This is a genomic window from Flavobacterium sediminilitoris (assembly GCF_023008245.1).
GTDB classification, from domain to species: Bacteria; Bacteroidota; Bacteroidia; order Flavobacteriales; family Flavobacteriaceae; genus Flavobacterium; species Flavobacterium sediminilitoris.
On the sequence record NZ_CP090145.1, the window covers coordinates 3,789,494 to 3,815,239 of the forward strand.

The 25,746-nt window shown below is 28.0% G+C and carries 28 protein-coding genes; 15 read left to right on the forward strand and 13 right to left on the reverse strand.

The window, feature by feature from the left end:
* Nucleotides 1–12: 12 nt before the first annotated feature.
* Genes LXD69_RS17390 through LXD69_RS17405 form a run of 4 tightly spaced genes read right to left on the reverse strand, consistent with a single transcriptional unit; the run spans nt 13 to nt 5,741 of the window.
* Complete coding sequence (locus LXD69_RS17390) at nt 13–1,677, reverse strand: DUF262 domain-containing protein (RefSeq protein ID WP_246916323.1); 1,665 nt, start codon at nt 1,675–1,677, stop codon at nt 13–15.
* Nucleotides 1,674–2,717 (reverse strand): hypothetical protein, encoded by a 1,044-nt coding sequence (locus tag LXD69_RS17395; RefSeq protein ID WP_246916325.1) that lies wholly within the window; start codon nt 2,715–2,717, stop codon nt 1,674–1,676. The genes LXD69_RS17390 and LXD69_RS17395 overlap by 4 nt, the downstream gene beginning before the upstream one ends.
* Entirely contained in the window at nt 2,707–3,831 is a 1,125-nt protein-coding gene (locus LXD69_RS17400) for an AAA family ATPase (protein WP_246916327.1), read from the reverse strand. Before LXD69_RS17400 ends, LXD69_RS17395 begins: the two co-directional genes overlap by 11 nt.
* A 53-nt stretch (nt 3,832–3,884) precedes the next feature.
* A complete protein-coding gene (locus tag LXD69_RS17405) occupies nt 3,885–5,741 on the reverse strand; it encodes a DNA topoisomerase IV subunit B (protein WP_246916330.1) in 1,857 nt (618 codons plus the stop codon).
* A 161-nt stretch (nt 5,742–5,902) separates the two neighbouring features.
* On the opposite strand from LXD69_RS17405, the gene LXD69_RS17410 reads away from it, so the two are divergent.
* Complete coding sequence (locus tag LXD69_RS17410) at nt 5,903–6,433, forward strand: hypothetical protein (RefSeq protein WP_246916332.1); 531 nt, start codon at nt 5,903–5,905, stop codon at nt 6,431–6,433.
* Between the two features lie 3 nt (nt 6,434–6,436).
* Nucleotides 6,437–6,643 carry a helix-turn-helix domain-containing protein gene (locus LXD69_RS17415; RefSeq protein ID WP_045972134.1) on the forward strand — a complete coding sequence of 69 codons (207 nt, stop codon included), beginning with the start codon at nt 6,437–6,439 and terminating at the stop codon, nt 6,641–6,643.
* 1 nt (nt 6,644) lies between these two features.
* Here LXD69_RS17415 and LXD69_RS17420 read toward each other — a convergent pair whose 3' ends face one another.
* The gene (locus tag LXD69_RS17420; RefSeq protein ID WP_246916334.1) at nt 6,645–7,319 is read right to left on the reverse strand and encodes a TIGR02117 family protein; all 675 of its coding nucleotides are present in this window, start codon (nt 7,317–7,319) and stop codon (nt 6,645–6,647) included.
* A 168-nt stretch (nt 7,320–7,487) separates the two neighbouring features.
* On the opposite strand from LXD69_RS17420, the gene LXD69_RS17425 reads away from it, so the two are divergent.
* Nucleotides 7,488–8,003 (forward strand): hypothetical protein, encoded by a 516-nt coding sequence (locus LXD69_RS17425; protein ID WP_246916336.1) that lies wholly within the window; start codon nt 7,488–7,490, stop codon nt 8,001–8,003.
* 101 nt (nt 8,004–8,104) lie between these two features.
* On the opposite strand, the gene LXD69_RS17430 is transcribed toward LXD69_RS17425, so the two are convergent.
* The 4 genes from LXD69_RS17430 to ychF form a co-directional block, all read right to left on the reverse strand.
* Nucleotides 8,105–8,497 carry a hypothetical protein gene (locus tag LXD69_RS17430; RefSeq protein ID WP_246916338.1) on the reverse strand — a complete coding sequence of 131 codons (393 nt, stop codon included), beginning with the start codon at nt 8,495–8,497 and terminating at the stop codon, nt 8,105–8,107.
* Nucleotides 8,498–8,664: 167 nt separating this feature from the next.
* The gene (locus tag LXD69_RS17435) at nt 8,665–9,321 is read right to left on the reverse strand and encodes a YiiX/YebB-like N1pC/P60 family cysteine hydrolase (RefSeq protein WP_246916339.1); all 657 of its coding nucleotides are present in this window, start codon (nt 9,319–9,321) and stop codon (nt 8,665–8,667) included.
* 46 nt (nt 9,322–9,367) lie between these two features.
* A complete protein-coding gene (locus tag LXD69_RS17440) occupies nt 9,368–9,871 on the reverse strand; it encodes a nuclear transport factor 2 family protein (RefSeq protein ID WP_045972126.1) in 504 nt (167 codons plus the stop codon).
* A gap of 97 nt (nt 9,872–9,968) precedes the next feature.
* Entirely contained in the window at nt 9,969–11,063 is a 1,095-nt protein-coding gene (gene ychF, locus LXD69_RS17445) for a redox-regulated ATPase YchF (protein WP_045972124.1), read from the reverse strand.
* Nucleotides 11,064–11,263: 200 nt separating this feature from the next.
* On the opposite strand from ychF, the gene LXD69_RS17450 reads away from it, so the two are divergent.
* Nucleotides 11,264–11,803, forward strand: a complete 540-nt coding sequence (locus tag LXD69_RS17450; RefSeq protein WP_045972122.1) for a hypothetical protein — start codon at nt 11,264–11,266, stop codon at nt 11,801–11,803.
* Between the two features lie 188 nt (nt 11,804–11,991).
* Nucleotides 11,992–14,730: a fibronectin type III domain-containing protein gene (locus LXD69_RS17455; protein WP_246916341.1), complete on the forward strand. Its 2,739-nt coding sequence runs from the start codon at nt 11,992–11,994 to the stop codon at nt 14,728–14,730.
* Nucleotides 14,731–14,792: 62 nt separating this feature from the next.
* On the opposite strand, the gene LXD69_RS17460 is transcribed toward LXD69_RS17455, so the two are convergent.
* The 3 genes from LXD69_RS17460 to LXD69_RS17470 all read right to left on the reverse strand — a co-directional run bounded on the left by LXD69_RS17460 (nt 14,793) and on the right by LXD69_RS17470 (nt 16,906).
* Nucleotides 14,793–15,962, reverse strand: a complete 1,170-nt coding sequence (locus tag LXD69_RS17460; protein WP_045972118.1) for a hypothetical protein — start codon at nt 15,960–15,962, stop codon at nt 14,793–14,795.
* A gap of 131 nt (nt 15,963–16,093) precedes the next feature.
* Nucleotides 16,094–16,522, reverse strand: a complete 429-nt coding sequence (locus tag LXD69_RS17465; RefSeq protein ID WP_246916350.1) for a hypothetical protein — start codon at nt 16,520–16,522, stop codon at nt 16,094–16,096.
* Between the two features lie 33 nt (nt 16,523–16,555).
* Nucleotides 16,556–16,906, reverse strand: coding sequence for a 4Fe-4S dicluster domain-containing protein (locus tag LXD69_RS17470; protein ID WP_045972113.1), 351 nt, complete (start codon nt 16,904–16,906; stop codon nt 16,556–16,558).
* Between the two features lie 120 nt (nt 16,907–17,026).
* Between LXD69_RS17470 and LXD69_RS17475 the strand changes: the two genes are divergently transcribed.
* The 6 genes from LXD69_RS17475 to LXD69_RS17500 all read left to right on the forward strand — a co-directional run bounded on the left by LXD69_RS17475 (nt 17,027) and on the right by LXD69_RS17500 (nt 21,804).
* Nucleotides 17,027–18,085 carry an acyl-CoA reductase gene (locus LXD69_RS17475; RefSeq protein WP_246916352.1) on the forward strand — a complete coding sequence of 353 codons (1,059 nt, stop codon included), beginning with the start codon at nt 17,027–17,029 and terminating at the stop codon, nt 18,083–18,085.
* A 125-nt stretch (nt 18,086–18,210) separates the two neighbouring features.
* Nucleotides 18,211–19,281, forward strand: a complete 1,071-nt coding sequence (gene serC, locus LXD69_RS17480; protein WP_246916354.1) for a 3-phosphoserine/phosphohydroxythreonine transaminase — start codon at nt 18,211–18,213, stop codon at nt 19,279–19,281.
* A gap of 50 nt (nt 19,282–19,331) precedes the next feature.
* The gene (locus LXD69_RS17485; RefSeq protein WP_045972107.1) at nt 19,332–20,288 is read left to right on the forward strand and encodes a D-2-hydroxyacid dehydrogenase; all 957 of its coding nucleotides are present in this window, start codon (nt 19,332–19,334) and stop codon (nt 20,286–20,288) included.
* Between the two features lie 43 nt (nt 20,289–20,331).
* The gene (locus LXD69_RS17490; protein WP_246916356.1) at nt 20,332–20,955 is read left to right on the forward strand and encodes a DUF937 domain-containing protein; all 624 of its coding nucleotides are present in this window, start codon (nt 20,332–20,334) and stop codon (nt 20,953–20,955) included.
* Nucleotides 20,956–21,036: 81 nt separating this feature from the next.
* The gene (locus LXD69_RS17495) at nt 21,037–21,465 is read left to right on the forward strand and encodes a DUF6146 family protein (RefSeq protein WP_045972104.1); all 429 of its coding nucleotides are present in this window, start codon (nt 21,037–21,039) and stop codon (nt 21,463–21,465) included.
* A gap of 9 nt (nt 21,466–21,474) precedes the next feature.
* Nucleotides 21,475–21,804: a DUF6787 family protein gene (locus LXD69_RS17500; protein ID WP_045972102.1), complete on the forward strand. Its 330-nt coding sequence runs from the start codon at nt 21,475–21,477 to the stop codon at nt 21,802–21,804.
* A gap of 10 nt (nt 21,805–21,814) precedes the next feature.
* On the opposite strand, the gene LXD69_RS17505 is transcribed toward LXD69_RS17500, so the two are convergent.
* The gene (locus LXD69_RS17505; protein ID WP_246916358.1) at nt 21,815–22,117 is read right to left on the reverse strand and encodes a hypothetical protein; all 303 of its coding nucleotides are present in this window, start codon (nt 22,115–22,117) and stop codon (nt 21,815–21,817) included.
* A 275-nt stretch (nt 22,118–22,392) separates the two neighbouring features.
* Here LXD69_RS17505 and LXD69_RS17510 point away from each other — a divergent pair, with 275 nt between their 5' ends.
* The 4 genes from LXD69_RS17510 to LXD69_RS17525 all read left to right on the forward strand — a co-directional run bounded on the left by LXD69_RS17510 (nt 22,393) and on the right by LXD69_RS17525 (nt 25,721).
* Nucleotides 22,393–23,061 carry an ABC transporter ATP-binding protein gene (locus tag LXD69_RS17510; protein ID WP_246916360.1) on the forward strand — a complete coding sequence of 223 codons (669 nt, stop codon included), beginning with the start codon at nt 22,393–22,395 and terminating at the stop codon, nt 23,059–23,061.
* 35 nt (nt 23,062–23,096) lie between these two features.
* Nucleotides 23,097–23,861 carry a TIGR02757 family protein gene (locus LXD69_RS17515; protein ID WP_045972096.1) on the forward strand — a complete coding sequence of 255 codons (765 nt, stop codon included), beginning with the start codon at nt 23,097–23,099 and terminating at the stop codon, nt 23,859–23,861.
* Nucleotides 23,862–23,977: 116 nt separating this feature from the next.
* A complete protein-coding gene (locus LXD69_RS17520; protein ID WP_045972094.1) occupies nt 23,978–24,877 on the forward strand; it encodes an ABC transporter ATP-binding protein in 900 nt (299 codons plus the stop codon).
* 4 nt (nt 24,878–24,881) lie between these two features.
* On the forward strand, nt 24,882–25,721 hold the full coding sequence (locus LXD69_RS17525) for an ABC transporter permease (RefSeq protein WP_246916362.1): 840 nt from the start codon (nt 24,882–24,884) through the stop codon (nt 25,719–25,721).
* Nucleotides 25,722–25,746: the final 25 nt, after the last annotated feature.

The window sequence follows — 25,746 nt, forward strand, 5'->3', positions numbered from 1 at the left end:
GTGAAATCGATTTTATTTTATATATAGAATATTTAATTCTTCCTTTACAAATAGTTCTTCTTTTTCCATAATAAGTTTAAGTCTTAATTCTAAAACCTTTTTATCATCCAAATCAGCATAAGCTTCACGCATTTCATCTGTTATAAATAATTCAGAATATTGACCTATATATTCTTGATTTAAAAGAAATGAAAGGTCCTTGTTTTTTTGAATTAGATTATTTAACTCATCATTCTTTTCAACTACAAAAACTACATTCTCAGACACATTTTCATCTTTAAATAATTTATATTCTGCAACTCCTTTTATCTCATTAGAATTTATTGATATTCCATTTAAAATATTATCCTTATTTATAGAATAATTTACCATAAAAAGAGCTAAAGAACTACCTCTTGCACTACCAAAATTAATTTTTCTAGGAAAGCTCTTAGTATGTAGTTTTATAGAGTAAGCTATATAAATAGGATTTTCATTTTCATTTAGAATAAAGTTATTAAATTTTTTATAAGCTAATCTTATATCAGCTAGATTATAAATAGTAAAATAATTAGAATAAGAAGTTATCCAAAACCATTTTTTCAATTCGCTTATTTGTATATTATTAGGAATATTTATTTTATTAAAAAAATTAATAATAAAGATTAATTGATATTGAGAAGAAATAAACTTACTGTTTAAAACAGATATATTTTCAAAAAGAAATTTTACAGTTTTTTCAAAGTTTAACAAAGCATTTAAAGATACATCTATAAAATTATCTTCACTAGCTAATTTTTCTAATTCCTCAGTAGTTTTTGCAATATCAAAATATGCTTTTTCTTCATCAAAAGCACTTAAAACACTTTGTAAAACTAAATCTCTTTTTTTCTTTTTATCATTTTGTGAAGTATAAAAATTATATTTCGCTAAACTTTCGAAAAGCTTATCTATTTCACTACCGAATCTAAAATTACGAGCTTTATTATAACTCAATGCTGATACTTTCCAATCATCAGAAACAATTTCTCCTCTTGAATTTAATCTAGAAAAAATATTAACAGCTTCTTTTATTGATCCTCCAATCAATTCAATTGCTGGAATATCGTAACTTGAAATTTTAGACCCAAAGTTTTTATATCTATTAATAAAAAGCTTTTTATCTTCTTCTGAATATCCTAATGAAACAAGTGACTCTGTAAAATCAAAAAAATTCGACCCATCTATAAAAAAATATAAAGGTATTTGATAAAACTCTAAATCATTTTTAGATTTTCTATTATATTCAAACTTATCCTCTTTTAAATCATAATAAATATCAAAGTTCGTTTTCCAAATTTTTTCATCCCTCTTTAAATGTGTTTTTTTTGAATCAATAAAACATCCAAACAAAGTTGATAAGCGTTGAAAACCATCTAAAATATATTGAAATTCCGAATTAGTATTTTCTAAATAGTAACCTCCTATCATTTGAATTTCTTCATCTATTAAATCGTTTTTAACAGATGAATCTGGTTTCCAAAAAAGAACTGAACCAATGGGAAATCCATTTTTTAAACTGTCTAGCAAATCCTTTTTTTTCTCATTACTCCATACAAAATCTCTTTGAAATGGTGGAATCTGAATTAATCCTGCTTCAAACTCATTCAAATAATTTGATAAACGTCTTACTTTGGTACTTATTTCTAGTTTGCTCATAGTAATTTGTTTATTTTTTGAATAATTTTTTCAAATTCATTTGAATTCACCCTAGCATCTAAAGCATTTTTATTAACAACATCCAATTCAAATAATTTTGGAAAATTTTCTTTAAAATTACCATATCCTTGATGCTTTAGCCCATTTATTAATTTATTCTCATTAAATGGCTCAGTCATTACATTATCAAATAAGCTATTTGTTTCATGATTTATTTGCCGTTTTGTTTTTTTTGGTTGTTGATTATTATCTAAACCACATAAACCTTTTTCAATACTAAAATAATCTTTTTGTAAATTTGACAAAACTCCATATAAATTAATCCAAGCATTATAGCTGCTTCCTAAATTTAAAATTGCTTCAATTGGGACATAATTTTCTATACTTCTTTTTCTTAATATATGACGACTAATATTATTACCAACTAAATGTTTTAGTGTTTTTAATTTATTACCTTTCAATTTATCAGATGGATGTAATTTATCTGAATCCATTAAAACAAAGCATCTTAAATATTTATTCTTATCCGTTTTAGGTAATGCATTAAAAGATTGTTTTTTACCTTCGATAAAATTAATAATATTATCGCAACCACCTGCATTTTCAAATTGAATCCAATTGTTTTGTAAATGATTCTCAATTCTGTTATCATCAGAGAAATGTTTAAAAATAGCATTAATAAAATAAGCATCATTTTTACTGTTTTCTAAAATAATACTTATTGGTTGGATAAAAAAACGAATAGCTTCATCAATTGTAAATTTATTTTTGTCTTCTAAAATTTCTGTTGTAACTATGTACTTTGGGGATAAAAAGACATCTGACTCAATTAATTGATTTGTTGCTAAACTATCATAATTAGCTCGTAATAATAATTGGTCATCATTATCAAGTCTTTTGTATCCATTTGAATTTAACAATTCTTCGTTTATTTCTGCAAAGACTTCATACCTGTTTTTATAAGTACACAATTGAAGAAAAAAATTTAAACCTTTAAAATCTCTCTCTTTAAAAACATTTTTATCAATTTCAATTACCATATTTTGGATTATCTAATTGAGCAGTCCTTATTCCTATTGTCTCTGACAATGTTTCACTAAATATTCCTTCTGGCCACCATTCTACTCTTCCAAACTCATCTAAAACTATTCTTATTAGTACACTTTCGTTTGAATCTTCATCAAAATCAACATAATAAATAGCTAGTTGTTCAGGTTTTAATTTGCCCTCCGCAACTAATCTTCGCATTCTTAAAACAAAATTTTGTGAATGTGTTTCTATTAAATAATTTCTATTATTATCTTCTATAAAAGAATCAACAAATCTTTCCGCCAAATTACCATGTGCAGCAGGATGCAAATGCGTTTCAGGTTCTTCCATTATAATCAATGTAGGTTCATCAACTGGCATAAATGACCTTAAAATAAGAGGAAATGATTGACTAATTCCTGAACCTGTATTTACAATATTTATTGGTTTGTTAGTGCCATTTTTTAGAACAATTTCATATGAAACAACTGATCCAGAAATTTGATTTACTTCTAACTTCCAGTTTTCAAAATTCTCTCTATACCACTCACTAATGGACTTATAAATAGGATTTTGTTCATCATAATATTTTGCATACAAAGAATAAGAATTCTCTCCATTTATCCCCACTTTTTTTATTTCAGAAGCTTTCTTTTGAAAATTAGGTTCTGGTTTTGTTCTAAAAGCCTCTATATAATCAAAACTAAATACATCAAATGATTCTCCTTCAGGAATAAACCCTTTTACTTTTGTAGTTTTCAAATCAATATCTTTACCCTTATAATTCAATGTTCTTAATCTAACATTGTTATGTATATCTCCTATTATTGAACAACTTACTAATAATTTATCACCTTGTGATACTTCAAAATTTAATGAGTCATTCGTAATTTCTCTATTATAAAAAAAGTCCTCTGGATTTAATCCAATTCTTACATCTTCATATTTCGTCTCGAAAGGTTGAGAAAATTCACCACTCAAACTACCAGCAATTAAAGTTGGCAACTTTAACACAGCACTTTTTCCACTATTATTTTTACCTATTAATATTGTAATTGGCTTAATTTCTAGTGTTTGCTTTTCTTTGAAAAGTTTATAATTTTTAAACGATATTTTATTTATCATTTTTTATTTTTCTTTATTTAGCTACAAATTTAACTATTATAAATTCTAAATAACTATTCTTTTTCAATTACATCTAATTCTACTTTCAAATTATTTATGATGAATTCTTGTCTATCTGGCGTATTTTTACCCATATAGAATTCTAATAATTTTTCAATGGTTGTTCCTTTGTCTAGCATTACTGGATCTAATCGGATATCATCGCCAATAAAGAATTTAAATTCGTCTGGTGAAATTTCTCCAAGCCCTTTGAATCGTGTAATTTCTGGTTTTGGCTTTAATTTTTCAATAGCGCTTACTCTTTCTTCTTCACTATAACAATAAATTGTTTCTTTTTTATTTCGCACACGGAATAATGGTGTTTGTAAAATATACAAATGTCCGTCTTTAATTAATTCTGGAAAGAACTGTAAAAAAAACGTAATTAATAACAATCGAATGTGCATTCCATCGACATCGGCATCGGTTGCAATTACAATGTTGTTGTAACGCAAATCACCCATATCTTCTTCAATATTTAAAGCGGCTTGTAATAAATTGAACTCTTCATTTTCGTACACAATCTTTTTAGACATTCCATATGAGTTCAAAGGCTTTCCACGCAAACTAAAAACGGCTTGCGTATTCACATCACGCGATTTCGTAATCGAACCAGAAGCCGAATCTCCTTCTGTAATAAAAAGTGTACTTTCTAGACTTCTTGGATTCTTAACATCTGCTAAATGTACTCTACAATCTCTTAATTTTTTATTGTGTAAGTTTGCTTTTTTAGCTCTGTCTTTTGCTAATTTACGAATACCTGATAATTCTTTTCGTTCTCTTTCTGCTTGTAAAATCTTACGCAATAACAAATCAGCTACTTCTGGATTTTTATGTAAGAAGTTATCTAATTTTGTTTTGATAAAGTCATTTACAAAAGTACGAACTGTTGGTCCATTTGGTCCAATATCTGTTGAACCTAATTTGGTTTTGGTTTGCGATTCAAAAACAGGTTCTTCTACTTTTACCGAAACTGCTGAAACTATTGATTTACGTATATCAGAAGCTTCAAAATTCTTATTATAAAATTCTTTTATTGCTCTTACAATAGCTTCACGAAAAGCACTTAAGTGTGTTCCTCCTTGCGTTGTGTTTTGTCCGTTTACAAACGAATGATATTCTTCTGAATATTGTGTTTTACTATGTGTTATAGCTACTTCAATATCATCACCTTCTAAGTGAATGATTGGATATACCATATCTTCTTCTGAAATATTTTCGTCTAATAAATCTTTTAATCCATTTTCAGAAACATATTTTTCACCATTGTAATAAATCGTCAAACCACGATTTAAGTAACAATAGTTTTTAAGCATTTTAATGATGTACTCATTACGATACTTATAGTTTTTAAAGATGGTTTCATCTGCAACGAAAGATACTTTTGTTCCTTTGCGCTTGGTAGTTTCTATTACGTCTTCTTCAATTGTAAGATTTCCTGCGGAAAATTCTGCTGCTTTTTGTTGGTTATCACGAACCGATTCTACACGGAAAAAATTTGAAAGTGCATTAACTGCTTTGGTACCTACTCCATTTAAACCTACTGATTTTTTAAAAGCTTTAGAATCGTACTTTCCTCCTGTGTTCATTTTGGAAACCACATCTACTACTTTCCCTAATGGAATACCACGACCATAATCGCGAACGGTAACTAGTTTATCTTTAATCGTTACTTCGATGGTTTTTCCAGCACCCATAACGAATTCATCGATACAGTTGTCCATCACCTCTTTTAATAGAATATAAATTCCATCATCTGGTGAGGAACCGTCTCCAAGTTTTCCAATGTACATTCCTGGACGCATACGGATATGCTCTTTCCAGTCGAGTGAACGAATATTGTCTTCGGTGTATTGATTTTGCTCTAGCATAAACAGATTTCGGATTTTGTGCAATATAGCATTTATCTTAAAAGAATGAAAGTATTGAAACCAGAAGTTATTGACAATAAAAATAACAAATAAAAAAATAAAATTTATTGTTTTGTAATAAATATTTTTTTTTTTTGAATAAATTTTAAAAGTAATTCAATATGAATACAAAATCTTCAAAAACTATTTTAACTATCATGAATGTACTTTTTTGGATAGTGTTTATTGCCTTATGCATAGAAACAGGCGTTTTATTATGCAGTTATTTAGCAAGTTTATTTATTACTGAAACCGCTAATTTTAAGCTATACAAACCTATAGACTTAAATAAAATTTTAACTAAAGATGTTGTGCAATATCATATCATTATGACTTCTTATATTATCATGAATTTCTTAAAAACATTTATCGCTTACAAAGTAGTTAAGTTGTTTACTATATTAAAATTTGAAAAACCTTTTACAACTGAAACAACAAAATTTGTTTTTGACATTAGTTTATGGGTCTTTATTACAGGAATTTTTGGAGCTGTTGCAAATTCTAATTTTAAATGGATAAGTAAAACAATCCAAAAACTAAGCATTGAATGGAATGCAAATGAAATTATATTTTTTGCTGGTTTAATTTATATAATTGCAGTAATCATGCAAAAAGGTACAGAAATTCAAGATGAAAATGACTTAACCGTTTAAATTATGGCAATTATTGTAAACCTAGATGTAATGATGGCTAAACGAAAAATGTCATTAAACGAACTATCAGAAAAAGTTGGTTTAACATTGTCAAATTTGTCAATTTTAAAAACCGGAAAAGCAAAAGCCATTCGCTTTAATACATTAGAAATGATTTGCAAGGTTTTAGAATGCCAACCAGGTGATATTTTAGAATATAAGAAAGACTAATTTAGTTATAATGCCAAAAAATTCCTTTATCTAAAACCGTCCAAAGTGCTGCTTTTTGGTTTCCTGCTTTTAAGGCTTGGTTTGCCCAAGTATTGCAAGTATAAAACAAATTATAACTGCCTTTCGCTTCGTAGAAAATGTCGTGTTTGCCATAGGAATGGGTTCCAATGCGTTGTATTTTATTTGAAGTGTCTAATAAAAAGCTATTCTCAATATAATGTATCATTTTTTGATATTGATTTTCAGAAATAAAGAACTTTTTACAATTCTCATCTTCTTTTAGACTGCCATAAAAAGTAATATGCATCGCAGACGAACTCAATCCTGTAACGGCTTTTGCTGCTGTAGAAGCTTTTAAATCAGCCCAAGTAGGTGTGTCTAAATAAAATCCTTTATCTCCCCAACCAAAAGCCAGACTTTGTCTAGTGGAATCTTTTGCTTTGGTATCTAAATATGAAATATCAGTTGACCAATCTTTTATTTCGTTTTTCAATGGTAAAACAATGTCTGTATGTACTCCGTTGGAAAGGATATAGATCGGAATATTTTTATTTGTAACTTCATTATTTTCGTTTACTGAAACTATAGACGTAAAGAAAATAACGATAGCATAAAGCAATAAAAAAACTAAAAGTCCTAATACTATTTTCAGTGTTAATTTTAAAAGTCTTTTCATAAATCAAAATAATTTTCACAAATCAATCTCAAAACTACGTATTTTTTAGAAAAATAACGTAACAAAAAAAATGCTTATTCGTCTCTCTAAAACGTAACATTAATTCTATAAAATAAATTTCAGGAATATCATAAATCTAAAAAAGACTCCTTAATTAAAAACTAAATTATGAAAGATAAACTATTATTTGTAATCCATTGGATCTCTATTTTCATTGTTTCTATCTCAATGTTCGCATACGGAGCTTCTAAATCAATTCAATTTAGAAAAGTATCTGAAGTAGTTGATTTAAGTACCATTTCTGGACAAGATTTAATGTGGGCTTTTTATGGTTATTCTCTAACTTATCCTATCATAATTGGTGTTTTTCAAGTTATTGGAGCAATTAGCTTACTCTTTGCTAAAACTCGACTATTTGGATGCCTTCTTTTATCAACCATTCTTTTTAACATTATTATACAAGATTTTATTTATGATGTTAATCATGGTGCTTTCAAAAGTGCAATTTTATATCAAGTTTTACTTTTTCTATTAATGGCTTTCAATTTTACACACATGAAAGAAGTAATAAAAATTCTATTTCAAAAAAGTAAAACATTTGCCATAAAAAACAAAATTATTTTCTTGTTATTGAGCTTTATAATTGCTGTAATATGGAAAAATTTTGAAACTAGAATTTTATAATTAGCAGATTAATAACTTATATGATTTTTAACACAAGACAAATTATGTATGCATTTCATAGAGTATTTTTTTGTGCTTTTGAATAGTTTCATTTCCTGTAATTAATTAGCCCAAAACTCAGAATTTATTGAAAAACCTGCTCTTTTAAAAGCCTTTAGTACTGCATTCCTAAAAGATTTAATATTGTTTTCTTTACTAATTTGAGTAAAAAACATATTGGTATTGCGTGTATTAGTCGTTAAAAGTTCTCTTTTTTCATTATAAGTGGTAATAGTTTCCGAAACATCTTTATATTCTGTTTCAAAAATAACATTGATATCTCTAATAAAACCTGATATTTTATCTAATGGTACTTCGGCTTTAATTACTTCCCATTGCTCGCTATAACTATTATATTTTTCAACTTCGAGAACTAGTTTTTTACTTTCATCTACGTGAAAAGGTTGAATTATTTTCAAAGAATCTTCATCTGAGAATTTTTTAATTTCTTTCATAAGTTGCTTATTTAATAAGTCAACCACTTTCTTTTCTTGGGAGAAAGTAAATAAACTAAAAAAGAAAAAACAAAATAGTACTATTCTCATTTTTCATTATTTAAATTAAAAACTTTTATTTCTTTTAATATTTAAATCTATAAACTAATTTAGGAAAAAAGTTTTAATTAGTGGTATTTATTAATTACCAAATTAAAATAAGACAAGTCATACATGCATTTCATGGAGTAAAAAAAAGTTTCTCTTTCTTCTTTTTTTTGAGGAATTTGAGCCAGTTTAAGTTTATTTTCTAAAATATACCAAATCATTTCTGTACAGTACATTTTGGAAGCATCTTCAATATCACCTTTATGATCAAATGGAATTTTTAAATTGAGTAATTTTTGTGCTTCAACAACTATCTGGTGTTGCTGTCCTGAAGTAATATTTTTAAATCGACTTACAACAATTTTATTAGGCTGAGAATATTTTAAAAAATCGGTTAATTTCTGAATTTGCATACCATCAATTTCTGAAACATCTGATGAAAGAGAATGAATAACATACCATTCGTTCTTTTTTTTCGTTAAAATTCCAGCGTGTGTCACATCAAAGCCTTTGGTATTTAAATGACTTGCAATCATATCGCTAAAATAACCATAACCGCGTCTTAAAATAATATCTCCTTCTTGTAGTTTTTCAATATCAGAAGTTGTTAAGCGTATTTGTTTTTTATTTTTATTAACTTGATTTATTTCTTCTCTGCTATCAAAATAAAAAAACAGCTTATAGCTTACCATTGTTATTAAAAGAAAAATTCCGAAAATAAAAAGCATTTTTTTCATAAGGCACTTTTATTTTCGGAATTTTAAATATAATTTTAAAAAAATACTAGCTTATAGTATCTAACTCAATAGTTGCATCTTCAACTGTTGTAGTATCTTCTTCTATAGTTTCTGTTTCTAACATTTCTTCTGAAGGAACTTTACCATCTTCTTTATTAGCATCTTCTTTGTTCATAGATACTTTCCATTTTCCATCGATTTTTTTCAAAATCAATTTCTCTTCTTTTGTTTGTCCTTCTTTTGTTTGATTATAAGTAACTGTTGCTACATCATCTTTAATTTCAGAACCTATAATTTTAAATGTAGCTTCTTCTTCTTTTGGTAAATCTTTTGCCATAGCAGCAAAACTTTCTAACATTCCTATCATAGGAGCTGTTTTATCGTCGCAATATTCTTTAGCTTCTTTAAATTCAAATTTATTCAAATGCGTTAAAAATTTCTCAGCAACTGCTTCTACTTCAGATTCTTTAGAACAACCTACATTAAATAATAATACGCTTAATACTACTACTTTTAATACACTAACTACTAGATTTTTACTTTTTTTCATTTTTTTATATTTTCACCAAAAATAGTGTATAATTTGATTTGTAAAATATTTTTTACAATAATTTTCATTATTATTTTAATACTATTAAAATCAAAAATTAAACGTTAAATCTAAAGTGCATTACATCACCATCTTTCACGATATACTCTTTTCCTTCAACGCGTAATTTACCTGCTTCTTTAACTTTTGCTTCTGAACCAAAGTTAGAGAAATCTTCAAAAGCAATTACCTCAGCACGAATAAATCCTTTTTCGAAATCGGTATGGATAACTCCAGCTGCTTTTGGTGCAGTATCGCCAATTTTAATAGTCCAAGCTCTAACTTCTTTAACACCCGCAGTAAAATAAGTTTGTAAGTTTAATAACTTATATGCTGCACGAATTAATACTGCCGATCCTGGCTCCGTTAATCCCATATCTTCTAGAAAAACTTGACGTTCTTCATAGCTTTCTAATTCAGTAATATCAGCTTCAGCTCCAACTGAAAGCACAATTACTTCCGCATTTTCATCTTTAACCAATTCACGAACTTGTTCTACATATTTGTTTCCGTTAACAGCAGAAGCTTCGTCTACATTACAAACATATAATACAGGTTTTAAAGTGATTAATTGGAATTCTTCCATTAATTCTTCTTCATCTTGATTTTGTGCAACAACGGTACGAGCTGATTTTCCTTGCAATAAAGTTTCACGAATTCTGTCCAATAAGGCTTTTTCAGCTTGTGCTTCTTTATTTCCTGTTTTAGCTGCTCTATTTGTTTTTTCTAAACGTTTTTCAACTGTTTCTAAATCTTTTAATTGTAATTCAATATCAATTGTTTCTTTATCACGAATAGGGTTTACATTTCCATCAACGTGCACAATATTATCATTATCAAAACAACGTAATACATGAATAATAGCATTACATTCTCTAATATTACCTAAAAATTGATTCCCTAATCCTTCTCCTTTACTTGCTCCTTTTACTAATCCAGCAATATCAACAATATCAACAGTTGCCATTTGAACACGTTCTGGCTTTACCAATTCTTCCAAACGAGAAATTCTTGGATCAGGCACATTTACCACTCCAATATTAGGTTCAATAGTACAAAACGGAAAGTTAGCACTTTGCGCTTTTGCATTTGATAAACAATTAAAAAGTGTTGATTTTCCAACATTTGGCAATCCTACAATTCCTGCTTTCATTCTTATAAGTTTACGGTTAACACTTTAGGTTAACGGTTAATGTCTTTTTTTTAAAGTCTGCAAATATAGTCAATTGGAATAAAATTTTAACCAAATAAGTTCTAAATGTAAATTATATAAAAGTCTAATAAAATGATATAACACAATACCTTGAATTGCAACTTAACTTTGTCATAGTAATAATCTAAAAATCTATAATTATGAAAACTTTATTTTTAAGCACATTAACATTTTTATTTACAATAGGAATGTATTCTCAAAATAAAAATGTAAAATCGGAAGAAAAAATTGTTAAAACAACAATTAAAGACTCGAAAGGCGAAAAAACAATTGTAAAAAAAGAAGAAGTAAAAGAAGTTCAAAAAATTGAATTTGAAAACCCAAACTCTCCTAAAACGAATAAAGATATGAAACCAACTCCTGTTAATGTTACTACAACAAAGCAGGTAATTGTTGACGGACAGACAAAATACATTGATGTTGATCATTCGGCATATTACAATTTAGACGGTGTAAAATATGAGATAAAAGCCGATAAATCGGGGTATTTAATTTTGAATAACGACAAAAAGAAGGCAAGTGGTGTTTTAAGAAAAACATCGAATAACAGTTATATTTTTAGAAATAAAAACAAAGTTTCTGTTGGATATTTTGATGAAAGTGGAAATTTAGTTTTAGAAACATACGATCCAAAAACAGACAGTATGATTATGGAAAAATATATGGTTGAAAACAAATAAAAAGGTTTAGTTTAGTTGGTTAGTTTAAATAACTTGGTTATAAAAAAGGTTCTTCTTTACGAAGAACCTTTTTATTTAACATTCTTAACATTTTATTAACTAAAATCATTTCAAGCTTAATGCTATGCATACATGATATTTTTTTTGACTAATAATTTTGCATAAAAATAATAATCAAATATATTTTTATGAAAAACTTTCTTCTATTTCTAAGCCTTACTATTTGTAACTTGGTAAGTTCACAAACACTTTACCCCTATTTGCAAAATGCAACTCCTACTTCAATTTATATCAACTGGAAAACAAGCAATAATTCAGAAACAATTGTTGAATATGGCACTGATTCATCGAGTTTAACTGTGACAGTAACAGGAAACACAAATATTTTAACAGATGTGGGTTATCCTGGTAACTACTATTATCATTCTGCTAAACTGACAAATTTGAATCCTAACACAAAATATTATTACAAGATTAAGACAGGTAGTGATGTTTCTGATGTTTACTCTTTTAAAACATTGCCAAATCCTGGTGAAGCTGCTACTGCTGATGGTCATATTCGTTTTTTAATAATGGGAGATAATCAATTAAAAAACGAACCTCGATATGATTCTTTGGTTTCTGCTGCAAAAAGAAAAATTAAAGAAAAATGGGGAGCAACATTATCTCCAGATGATAATATTTCAATGACATTTATGGTTGGAGATCAAGTTGATGTTGGAACTTTAGATCATTATGAACATGTACACTTTAAAAAGAATAGAGAGTTATCTGGTTATTTACCTATTCAAACAACTGTAGGAAATCATGAAACGTATGGAACTCTTGGAATGAATTCATATTATAGTCATTTCTTCATGAGTGAATTATCATATCAAGGCATTTCTTCAAATTCAGAAAATTATTATGCACAACAAGCAGGAAATGTGCTTTTTATAAGTATGAGTTCTGAACATACTGGAACGGATCAATTAAATTGGATACAACAAGTATTAACTGCCGCTGATAGCGATTCAACTGTTGATTGGATATTTTCATTAAGTCATCGTCCTTATCAAGCAGAACAATATGTAGGAGACATATCAAACTGGGTAAGAGAAACAGCCGTTCCGCTTTTAACTACTTCTGACAAATACATTATGCATGTTGGAGCTCATCATCACTTATATCATAGAGGACAATTAAAAAACACACCAACTTACAATATTATTTCAGGTGGAACAGCTTGGGATCAATACTGGTCAATGTCTACCGAAAAAGATTTTGAAGATGTTCAAAAAACAATAAGTAACTGGATGTATCAAATTGTAGATATTGATGTTATTAATGGTAAAATGGATATTGAAAGTTATTCAATAGGTAGTATTTATAAGTGGAAAAACAACCAGTTAATGGATAAATTTCACAGATATAAAAATAAAACAAAACCTAATAAACCATCAATTACAAATACTTTTTCAACTCCTATTGAATTACCTATTACTTTAGATGGTAGTGCATTTTCTACAAACGAACCTGAGTTATTAAACACTTCTCAATTTGTAATTTCTAAATTTCCTGATTTTAATGTAATTGAAAAAGAATCATATCGTGATTTTGAAAACCTATTTGGTAAATATGCTACACAAAGAGATTCTACTGTCGATGTAAACTTAGGTGTTGATATTACTAAAATGGAAATCCTTTCAAACTCAATAGACAATGGCATTTACTATGCTAAATTAAGATATAGAGATCAAAATCTAGAATGGTCAGATTGGAGCGATGCCGTATCTTTTGAGGTTATAAATAGTAATATTGGAGAAACTTCTTTATCTATAGATAGCCCTACGAATACTTATAATGTTAATCAAACTATTAATGTTAATTATATAAATGCTCCTGCTGCAAGTAATACTTGGATTGGCATTTACAAAGATGGGCAAACTCCAGGAGGAGTAGGATCTCAAATATGGCAATATACAAATGGAACATCTAGTGGAACCATTAATTTTTCATCAGGATTAGCAACTAGCGGAAGATATTATGTAGCACTTTTTATTAATGATGGTTATACAGAAGTTGCCGAAAGAGTATATTTTTATGTTGGAGACATTCCTGTTCTAAGCACCGATGAAACAGAATATGCAATAGGAAGTGATGTTGTTGTTTCTTTTTCAAATGCACCAAATTTATCTAATGATTGGATTGGTATTTATAAAATGGGAATTGATGCAGGTGATGCACCATCGACTACTTGGGAATATGTAACTAGCACAAATGGTTCGTTAACTTTTAACAACTTACCAAAAGGATATTATTATGCTGCTTATTATCTACAAGGAGGTTTTAATGCTATCGGAAATAAAGCATTCTTTAAAGTAGGTGATATTGTTACTGAACTTTGGATTAACAAACCTGTTTATGAACTAGGAGAACAAATTAATGCTTCATGGACTGATGCTCCTGGTATTGTAAAAGATTGGTTAGGAATTTATAATGAAAACGATGATCCTAATATTCAACCTTTAATTAGTTACCAATACTTTGAAGGTCTTGCAAATGGAAACGCAGAAATTGAAAGTCAAAATATGCCTACTGAAGAAGGAAATTATTTTATCGTAATGTTTACTAATGATTCTTATGATGAAGTTTCCAATCGAGTTACATTTGAAATAGTATCTCCTTTAAAAAATGAAGGATTTAAAATCGATAATGGAATTAAGTTATATCCAAATCCTACAAATAATAATAAACAAACTTTCATTCAATGTGATTATCCCATTGATGCTATCGAATTATTCAATACTGAAGGGCAATTATTATATGCAACTAAAAATGTAAATAACAATAAATATTCATTATTAACCCAAGATTTACCAAAAGGTGTTTACATTATTAAAATACATTCTAGAAAACTTTTTACTGCGAAACTTATTGTAGAATAAGATACTATAAAATCAAAAAAAGGGTTAGTTTTTCAACTAACCCTTTTTTTATATGAGTAAAATTACTTTATCGTTGAAGATAAACTATCTATAAAATCTTGTTCTTCTTGCGTTAAAATCAACCCTGAGTCTATATTCCAAAAGTCCGTAAGAATTGTATTTGCTCTATTTAAAAGTGTTTTTTCCTTAAATACTTCTTTTGGATCATAAGTAAATAATCTTGTACTAAACTTTGATGTTACAAAATAATTTCTGATTTCTGTTTTTACAATCTCATCATTCTTTTTAGACAAATACCCTATTTCTTCTTTAGCATATATTAAATAATATTCATTCCCTTTTACTCTATATGTAGTTTTAAAACCAGACTTATATATGTTTTTTCTACTAGATATTGAATAGTTAGCATTTTGTTCTGCTCGCTCAGGAGAAATAAAATTATCTATCTCAATAATAATCCTTTTATTATAATCATAAAGTATCGTATAATTAAACAAAAAACCTTTTTCTTCTTCTAGTGGTTTAATAATTAATTGATAATATCCATCATTTTCAGGATATGATTTAATTTGAAAATCATACTTCTCTTTTACTTTAGTACTTAGAATTTCTTCTAAATATTTAAATTGATAATAATTTTCCATTAAATCATTTAGATTATAGCCATAAATATCTTTATCTGAGCTTTCATCTAAAAAACCTAATATTCTATTTTGTTCAATTAAAATGTCTGTTTTTACAGTAGATTTATCTTTTTCTATTTGAAAATTGACTAATCCATCATTATACAAAACATTTGAACCATTACGTTTAAAAAATTCTCTTATATAAATTCTTAAATTTGAAGGAATCGTTAATTTTGCTCTTGAATTTTCCACGATTGCTTTCAAAATATCCTGAGGATGATCTTTAGTTAAAATTATTTCAGGTAATTTATTAACAGTACTTTCCAAATAGACAGTATTTATCTCATCTTTCAATGAAACAGATTTTACAACTACTTTTTTGTAAGAGGAGTGATTTATTTCTAAATAAGATGGTCTTTCTAATTTAATTTTGACAATCCCATTTGCGTTTGACACATAGTTCTCTTTAGTTCTTAATGCTGTTACAGTAACCTCTTCTACAGGCAACTGAGTATCAGTATCTATAAACTCTACAATAATTTCTTTTTCTTGCGATAAACAATTTAAAGAACAGAAAACTAAAATAAGTAATAATATTTTTCTCATTCTAAATAACAATTTTAACAAATTTAACAAATATTAAACTAACTAACCAAAGCCTAACGGTAAAAGGCCTTATATTATGGTTGAAATGAAGCAAACTAAAAAACAGGTGAAATATTTTTTAAATTTTTAAACTAATCTCTAAAAATTACAATTTGAAATATCTCAATAAAAATGACACCAAAAAAAAGAACACAAAACCAAATTAATAGGTCTCGTATGGTAATCCAATAGTTTAAAAACGTAACATATTCATAACGTCCTCTAGATTTATTATATAATACTGTTACTCTTTTATTAAGGTCTTTTTCATACCATTTTAACTGGTCATCCTGAAAAAAATAAAACCATTCCTCATTTTTAAGAATTTGTTTATTATTATTTTCATCTAGTATTTCTATAATAGGATAAATGGTTGTATAAGGTCCGCTAAAATCGATGATTTTACCTTCATATTTAGTTGAAACAATGTAGGTATATGTTTTACAGATAAAATTAGTTGATAAACACCCTAAAAATAAAAATGCAAAAACAATATTAAACGGAATTTTCTTTTTTAGCATATAAAAAAATCCCTTCTTTTAGAAGGGAATAAATTATTCGTTATGTAAAAACGATTGCCTATTAAGCAATGTTTCTTCTGATTCAACATGATCTTCATCTGGCACACAACAGTCTACAGGACAAACCGCAGCACATTGAGGCTCTTCATGAAAACCTTTACATTCTGTACATTTTCCTGGTACAATATAATACACGTCATCAGACAATGGAGTTTGCGCAGCATCAGAATCAATTTCTGTTCCGTCAGGCAAGATAATCTTCCCTAATAATTTAGTTCCATCTTTATATCTCCAATCGTCTGCACCTTCATATATTGCTGTATTAGGACATTCTGGTTCACATGCACCACAATTAATACATTCGTCAGTTATCTTTATTGCCATGTTTTTATATTTGAAGTCTTTCAAGTTTGAAGAATTCTTCTAGATTTCTCCCACTCTTTATAACTTATTACTTATTTTTGTGCAAAAATACAACGTAAACCATTTAAAAACAAAAAACAAATGTTACAAAATGAAATAAAAAAAAGTTTTGTAGAATTAGGTCTATTCCTAAGTCAATTTCACTTAGATAATTACCAAGAGAACAAAGCTGTAAAAAACAATGACTTATTTCATGATGATTTCATTAATTTAATTGAATTATCACAATCACACAATGGTTGGTTCACACCTGAAAACGTATATTTTTCCATTCAATCATGGGCAATTGCACTACGAGAAGAAAACTTAAACAAATGGTTGTCTTCATATCATTTTAAAAATAGTATTCCTAAAACAGTAGGATTAGTTCTTGCTGGAAATATTCCACTAGTAGGGTTTCATGATTTTTTGTCTGTACTCCTTTCTGGTCATAATGTAACAATCAAAACCTCGTCAAATGATCATTATTTAATTCAATTTTTAATTAAATACCTTATCACTATTGATTATAGATTTAACGAAAAAATAAACTTAATAGAAGGTAAACTTGAAAACTTTGATGCTGTAATTGCAACAGGAAGTAATAACACGGCTCGTTACTTTGAATATTATTTTAAAGACAAGCCAAACATCATTAGAAAAAACAGAAATTCAGTTGCTATTTTAACAGGTAAAGAAACAAAAGAAGATCTTCTCTTACTAGGAGAAGACATTTTTAGATATTTTGGATTAGGTTGCAGAAATGTTTCTAAAATTTTCATTCCAAAAGGATATAATTTTGATGCTTTTTTTAATGCAATATTTGAATTTCAAGACATTGTTAAATATGAAAGATATGCTAACAATTATGATTATAACAAAGCTGTTTACCTAATGAGTAATTTTAAACTTCTTGATAATGGTTTTCTAACCCTAAAAGAAGATGAAAGCTACTCCTCTCCTATTTCTTCTGTTTTTTACGAATACTATAACTCGATTGATGAAATTGAGAAAAAATTAAGTAATGATGCTGAACAAATTCAATGTATTGTTTCTAATAATCTAATTCCAAATAGTGTTAATTTTGGTCAAACGCAAAAACCAAATCTTTGGGATTATGCAGATAATATTGACACAATTCAGTTTTTAATTGATTTATAATACATTTCGAAAACGTTATTGTTAATAATTATTAATAACATTAAACAATTATTAAATAATTTTAATAGTTTGTATAAAGTGTATTCACGAAATTTGTAGAATAAACAATCATTATTTTATCACAAATGAAAAAACACAATTACAGCGCAGGACCATGCATTTTACCTCAAGAAGTTTTTGAAAAAGCATCACAAGCTATACTAAACTTTAACAATTCAGGACTTTCAATATTAGAAATATCCCATAGAAGTAAAGATTTTGTTGCTGTAATGGAAGAAGCTAGGTCTCTAGTCCTTGAACTTTTAAATCTTGAAGGAAAAGGCTATCAAGTATTATTTTTACAAGGTGGTGCAAGTTTAGAATTTTTAAGAGTTCCATACAACTTAATGAAAGTAGAAGGAAAAGCGGCCTATTTAGACACAGGAACATGGGCAAATGGTGCTATTAAAGAAGCTAAATCTTTTGGAGAAACAGTAATTGTAGGTTCATCTAAAGAAGAAAACTATAATCATATTCCTAAAGAATATCAAATTCCATCAGATGCAAATTATTTTCATTGCACCTCAAACAATACTATTTTTGGAACACAAATAAAAAATTTTCCAAAGACTAATGTTCCAATAGTTTGCGACATGAGCTCTGATATTTTTTCTAGATCTTTAGATTTCTCAAATTTTGATTTAATTTATGCTGGTGCGCAAAAAAATATAGGTCCAGCAGGAACAACTTTAATTATTGTAAAAGAAGAAATTTTAGGAAAAACAAACAGGAATATTCCTAACATATTAAACTATCAACAACATATTACTAAAGAGAGTATGTATAATACTCCTCCTGTGTTTGCAGTTTATACTTCTTTATTAACTTTACAATGGTTGAAAAAAATAGGTGGAATCTCGGCAATTGAAAAAATTAATGAAACAAAAGCAAACATTTTGTACAGTGAAATAGATCGTAATCCTTTATTTACTGGAGTTGCATCAAAAGAAGACAGAAGTATAATGAATGCTACATTTGTATTAAAAAACCCTGAACATCAAGAATTATTTGATACAATGTGGAAAGAAGCAGGAATTTCTGGCATTAACGGCCATCGATCTGTAGGAGGCTATAGAGCTTCAATGTATAATGCTTTACCTATAGAAAGTGTTCAGGTATTAGTTAATGTAATGAAAGAACTAGAAAACAAAATTTAAAAGTATAACTATGAGGAAGTATATCTTTAACTCCTCTCAAAAACACAAATATGAAGATATTAGCTAATGACGGAATTTCTAAAACAGGTATAAAAACATTAGAAAAAGCAGGGTTTGAAGTTATAACTACAAAAGTAGCTCAAGAACAAGTTGCCAGTTTTATAAACACTCATAATATAAAAGTAATATTAGTTCGAAGCGCTACAAAGGTTAAAAAAGATGTAATTGATTCTTGTCCTGGTCTTAAAATAATAGGTCGTGGTGGCGTAGGAATGGATAATATAGATGTAGACTATGCACGCCAACAAGGTATACATGTAATCAATACTCCAGCAGCATCAAGTGAAAGTGTTGCCGAACTTGTATTTGCTCATTTATTTACAGGTGTTCGATTTCTATATGATTCAAACAGAAACATGCCGCTAGAAGGAGATACTAACTTTAACGGTCTTAAAAAAGCATATGCAAACGGAATTGAACTTAAAGGAAAAACACTTGGAATCATTGGATTTGGAAGAATTGGTCAAGCAGTAGCTAAAATTGCATTAGGATTAGGAATGAAAGTTATTGCTTCAGATAAATATGTTGGAGAAGCTGTTATTAGAGTTGATTTTTACAACGGACAATTTATTAATGTAGATATTAAAACAGAACCAATTGATGATCTTTTAAAACACTCTGATTTTATTACATTACATGTTCCTTCTCAAAATGGCTACATTATAGGTAGAGATGAGTTAAAAATAATGAAAGACAATGTAGGAATTGTAAATGCTGCACGTGGTGGAGTTATTGATGAAGTTGCCTTAATTGAAGCACTAGACGAAGACAGAATACTCTTCGCAGGACTAGATGTATTTGAAGAAGAACCAACACCTGCAATGCGAGTATTAATGCATCCTAAAGTTTCACTTACACCGCACATTGGAGCAGCAACTTTAGAAGCACAGGATAGAATTGGCACAGAACTTGCAGAACAGATTATCAGTTTAATGAAAAATAGTTAAAAAAAAATAGTAACTTTAAACTTTAATCTTAATTTATATAAACATGTCTGGAATTTTAGATTTATTAAACAGTGATATGGGGAAAGAACTCATAGGAAACATCACTGAAAAAACAGGTATAAATGCTTCACAAGCAACTAATGTAGTTTCTTCTGGATTACCAGCAATATTAGGCGCAATGAAAGACAATGTTACATCGGGTGATGGTGCGTCTAATTTATTAGGAGCATTAACAAGCGGTAAACATGATGGAAGTATTCTTGACAATTTAGGAGGTTTTTTTAATGGTGGTGATTTTTCTGATGGATCAAAAATCCTTGGTCATGTACTAGGAAGTAAACAAGATAATGTTGTAAACAACTTGAGTCAAAATACAGGAGTAGATTCTAGTATTATTTCAAAAATACTACCTATGCTTGCTCCTATCATTATGGGATATTTAGGAAAACAAACTAAAAACAATGGCGTTTCTGATTCTGCTGGATTAGGAGGTCTTTTAGGAGGATTACTAGGCGGAAGTTCTGGAGGAAACAACTCTATACTTACTTCTGTATTAGATCAAAATGGTGATGGAAAATTAGATGTTAGCGACGCAATGTCAGCAATTAGCGGAAAGAAAAAAGGAGGTTTAGGTGGTTTTCTTGGAGGTCTTTTCGGGAAAAAATAAATCATACCCTTTTTTTGATATGTTAAAAGCATCAACTATGTTGATGCTTTTTTTTATCTTTATATCGGAAAAACAGAATAAATGAAAATATATGTTTACATACTATTTATAATTATTGGAATTACACTCTCATGTAATTCTAGTAAAAGTTTTTCTGATAAAGAAAATCCCAAACTAGAAAATGATACAATTAGAATTGCAAATGATGAAATTGAATATGAAATAACAATAATAGATATTGGGTTTTCTAATTGGTTTAACACAAATGCAAGACCTAGAAATTTTTATTCTCAAAATTACTTAGAAGCACGCAATAGAACTTGGGTTATTGAATGGAATAGAAGAGCCAATTCTCCTATTAATTTTGACAGTAATCTCTATGAAATGCAAATCGATTATAATAGCACAACAGATTATGGCTACGAAGTAAACTATATGCTTTTTAATTATTTCGTTTATTTTCAACAAAAATACAATCAAAAATTAGGAGTATTCTCTGCCAGATTATAATTATTATATATGAACAAGTTAAAAGAACGCTGGAATATAACCAGTAACATACAACTAATAATCATTTTTATCGTTTTTGCAATTACAGGTTCCTCTTCTGCTTACTTATCTAAACCATTTATTTCTTTTTTAGGTATTACAAAAGAAAGCATGTCATTATGGCTTTATTGGCCTTTACGAATTATACTCATATTTCCTATTTATCAAGTTTTATTAATTATTATAGGAAGTATATTTGGACAATTTCCTTTCTTTTGGGAATTTGAAAAAAAAATGTTGAATAGAATGAAAATGGGATTCATTGTAGACTTTATTGAAGATAAAATAAAGAAACAATAATTCAGAATTATTACTCTTCTCTTTTAATTACATATTGATAAATCCAAGTTATAGTAAATGTTGGAATAAAATCTACTCCTGGAAGTAATTCTTCTATAAAACCAATAACACCAGCCACTTTTCCTGTTGTTCCTTTATACATAGTTACTAAAAGTAAGCCTGAAATAGGCGCCCAAACAACATCTATAACTTCCGAAAATAATGGAACAATATAAGAAATCATACCTATTAAGTCAAAAAGAATTCCTAGTATCAATTTTGATTTCTTACTAGAATCTTTCTGTTTAGTAATTACTTGAACTTCTTCAGCCATTTTACAAATTTTAATCGTTAATTATCTTTACTAAAGCAAAATAAGTGCCAAAATAACCAATCTTTTCCAATTATCATAAAAAAAGACAATGTTCATATATCATAATTGATTTCTTATCCTTTTTAAAGCATTAATTCTTTTCGCTCAATAAATAACATTAAATATAATAAACAATAATATCACTCAACTCGATTTATCATTTATAAAATAAAAATCAATATCGATTAAATTTAATAAGTAGAAAAAAATTGGTTTCTTTGTACAAATGATAACTCATGATTAAGGCAACTAATTTACACAAATACTACGACAACCTACATGTTTTAAAAGGGGTTGATTTACATATCAAAAAAGGAGAAATAGTTTCAATTGTAGGCGCATCAGGTGCAGGAAAAACGACACTTTTACAAATTTTAGGCACACTAGACAAACTATCTATTCTTGAAGGTACATCTTTATTAATTAATGAAGAAGATGTTACTAAAATGAATGATAAAAACTTATCTAAATTTAGAAATCTACATTTAGGATTCATATTTCAATTCCATCAATTATTACCTGAATTCACAGCTTTAGAAAACGTATATATTCCTGGTTTAATAGCAAATAGAAATAAAAAAGAAGTTGAAGAAGAAGCTAAAAAACTATTAGAATATTTAGGATTATCGCATAGAATAGATCATAAACCTAGTGAACTTTCAGGAGGAGAACAACAACGTGTAGCTGTTGCAAGAGCATTGATTAACAAACCAGCAGTTATTTTTGCTGATGAACCTTCTGGAAATTTAGACACAAATACAGCAGAAAACCTACACCAACTATTTTTTAAACTTAGAGATGAGTTTGGTCAAACTTTTGTTATTGTAACGCATAATCAAGATTTAGCGAATATGGCAGATAGAAAACTAGTTATGGTTGATGGAAAAATAGTAACTAATGACTAATTTTTAAATCAAAACTATTATCCCTAATTTTTATTATGACGCAATCTGAACTCAAAGAATTTCTTGACGAAAAAGTTGAATTGTACAACAACCCTGAATTTATTGAATCTGACCCAATTCAAATTCCTCATCAATATTCATTAAAGGAAGATATTGAAATTTCAGGTTTTTTAGCTGCTACAATAGCTTGGGGAAATAGAAAGATGATTATTAATAGTGCTACAAAATTGATGAATGCATTAGGAAATTCACCTTACGACTTCATTATGTCTCACTCTGAAAATGATTTGGAAAAACTAGACAATTTTGTTCATAGAACATTTAATAGTTTAGATGCCAAAACATTCATAAAAGCATTAGAAAATATTTACAAAAACCATAAAGGATTAGAAGCTATCTTCTCAAAACATATAGAAAATAATTCAACCCAAAAAAGTATTTCAGAATTTAAAAAGATATTTTTCGAAGTTTCACACGAACAACGAACAACAAAGCACGTCTCAGATCCTTTAAATAATTCCGCAGCAAAAAGAATCAACATGTTTCTCCGCTGGATGGTTAGAGATGATAAAAAAGGAGTCGATTTTGGGATTTGGCAAACAATTTCACCTTCTACTCTTTCGTGTCCTTTAGATGTACATTCGGGTAATGTTGGTCGAAAATTAAACTTACTTACTCGTAAGCAAAATGATGCAAAAGCACTCCTTGAACTTGATACAAATTTACGAAAATTAGACCCTAATGATCCTGTAAAATATGACTTCGCATTATTCGGACTAGGTGTTTTTGAAGGATTTTAACAGTATTCATTTCATCATATTTTCTACAGAAAAATAAATTAATTCTAAATTTTATAAGAAATTATTTGTAACAATACTTCCATTCTATCGTCTTGTACATATAAATACAAGCAATTTTGGAAACAATACTTACAATAAAAAATCTCAATAAAATTTTCAATAAGAGAGTTCACGCAGTAAAAAACGTGTCTTTTGAAATTTATAAAGGAAATGTATACGGTATTTTAGGTCCTAATGGATCTGGAAAATCAACAACACTAGGCATCGTACTAAACGTTGTTAACAAAACTTCTGGAGAATATCAATGGTTTAATGGTGATCTAGAAACACATGATGCTTTAAAAAAAGTAGGTGCTATCATTGAAAGACCAAATTTTTATCCTTACATGACAGCTGAAGAAAACTTAAAATTAGTTTGTAAGATAAAAGGTATTTCATACACAAAAGCACAAGAAAAACTAGAATTAGTAGGATTAATAGAACGAAAAGACAGCAAATTCAGAACGTTTTCTTTAGGGATGAAACAACGTTTAGCTATTGCTTCAGCACTATTAAATGATCCTGAAATATTAATACTTGACGAGCCCACAAACGGTTTAGATCCACAAGGAATTAGACAAATAAGAGATTTAATAAAACTTATTGCTTCACAAGGAACCACAATCTTATTAGCTTCACATTTATTAGACGAGGTTGAAAAAGTATGTAGCCATGTTGTAGTGCTAAGACATGGTGAAATGCTTTATCAAGGTTCTGTAGACAGCATGTTATCAAGTGAAGGATTCTTCGAACTAAAATCAGAAAACAATATAGTATTAAAACAAACTTTATTTAAACATAATGCTGTTGATACTATTAAAGAAGAGGAAGAAAAATTAATTGTATATCTAAAAGAAAATCTTGAAGCAAAAGAACTAAACCAATATTTATTTGAAAATGGAATTATTTTACAACACTTAGTAAAAAGAAAAAACAGCCTTGAAGAACAATTCCTAGAATTAACAAATAACAAATAGAAAGATGACACGATTAATTTCAATAGAATTCCAAAAATTATATAAAAATAGAGCTAGTAAGTTTTTAATTTTAACCTATTTTATTCTTTTATCTTTCATTGCACTTATCGCATCAATAAAGTTCGATTTTGGAACTTTTAGATTACATATTGCAGAACAAGGTATTTTTAACTTTCCTTTTATTTGGCATTTTAATACCTATATTGCCTCCATTTTTAAATTATTTTTAGCTATTGTTATTGTTTCAATGATGGCAAATGAATATAGCTATGGTACATTAAAACAAAATTTAATTGATGGAATTAGTAAAAAAGAGTTTGTACTATCAAAATTTTTAATGGTAATAGCTTTTGCATTAGCATCTACCTTATTCATTTTCATAATGTCATTGCTTTTAGGCTACTCATTTTCTTCCTACACTGAAATTTCAATTGTATTTTCCGATTTAGATTACTTATTAGCATTCTTCATAAAATTAGTTGGCTTTTTCTCTTTTTGCTTATTTTTAGGCATATTAGTTAAGAGAAGTGCATTTGCTATAGGTTTTCTATTAATTTGGACTATAATTGAGTCAATTGTATCTGGAATACTACGATGGAAGATTTTCCCAAATACTGATATATATGAAAAAATAAATCAATTCTTCCCCTTAGAATCAATGAGTAATCTTATAAAGGCACCTTTTACAAGGCTATCTGCAATCAAAAATATCGAAACCACAATTACTGGTGAAGAAATAGCAAGAGATTACGGGGTTCATTTTGGAGGTGTTTTAATTGTAATAATTTGGACCATAATATTTATTTATTTATCATATTGGATATTGAAAAAAAGAGATTTATAGTATATTTGTAAATGTTATACAATTT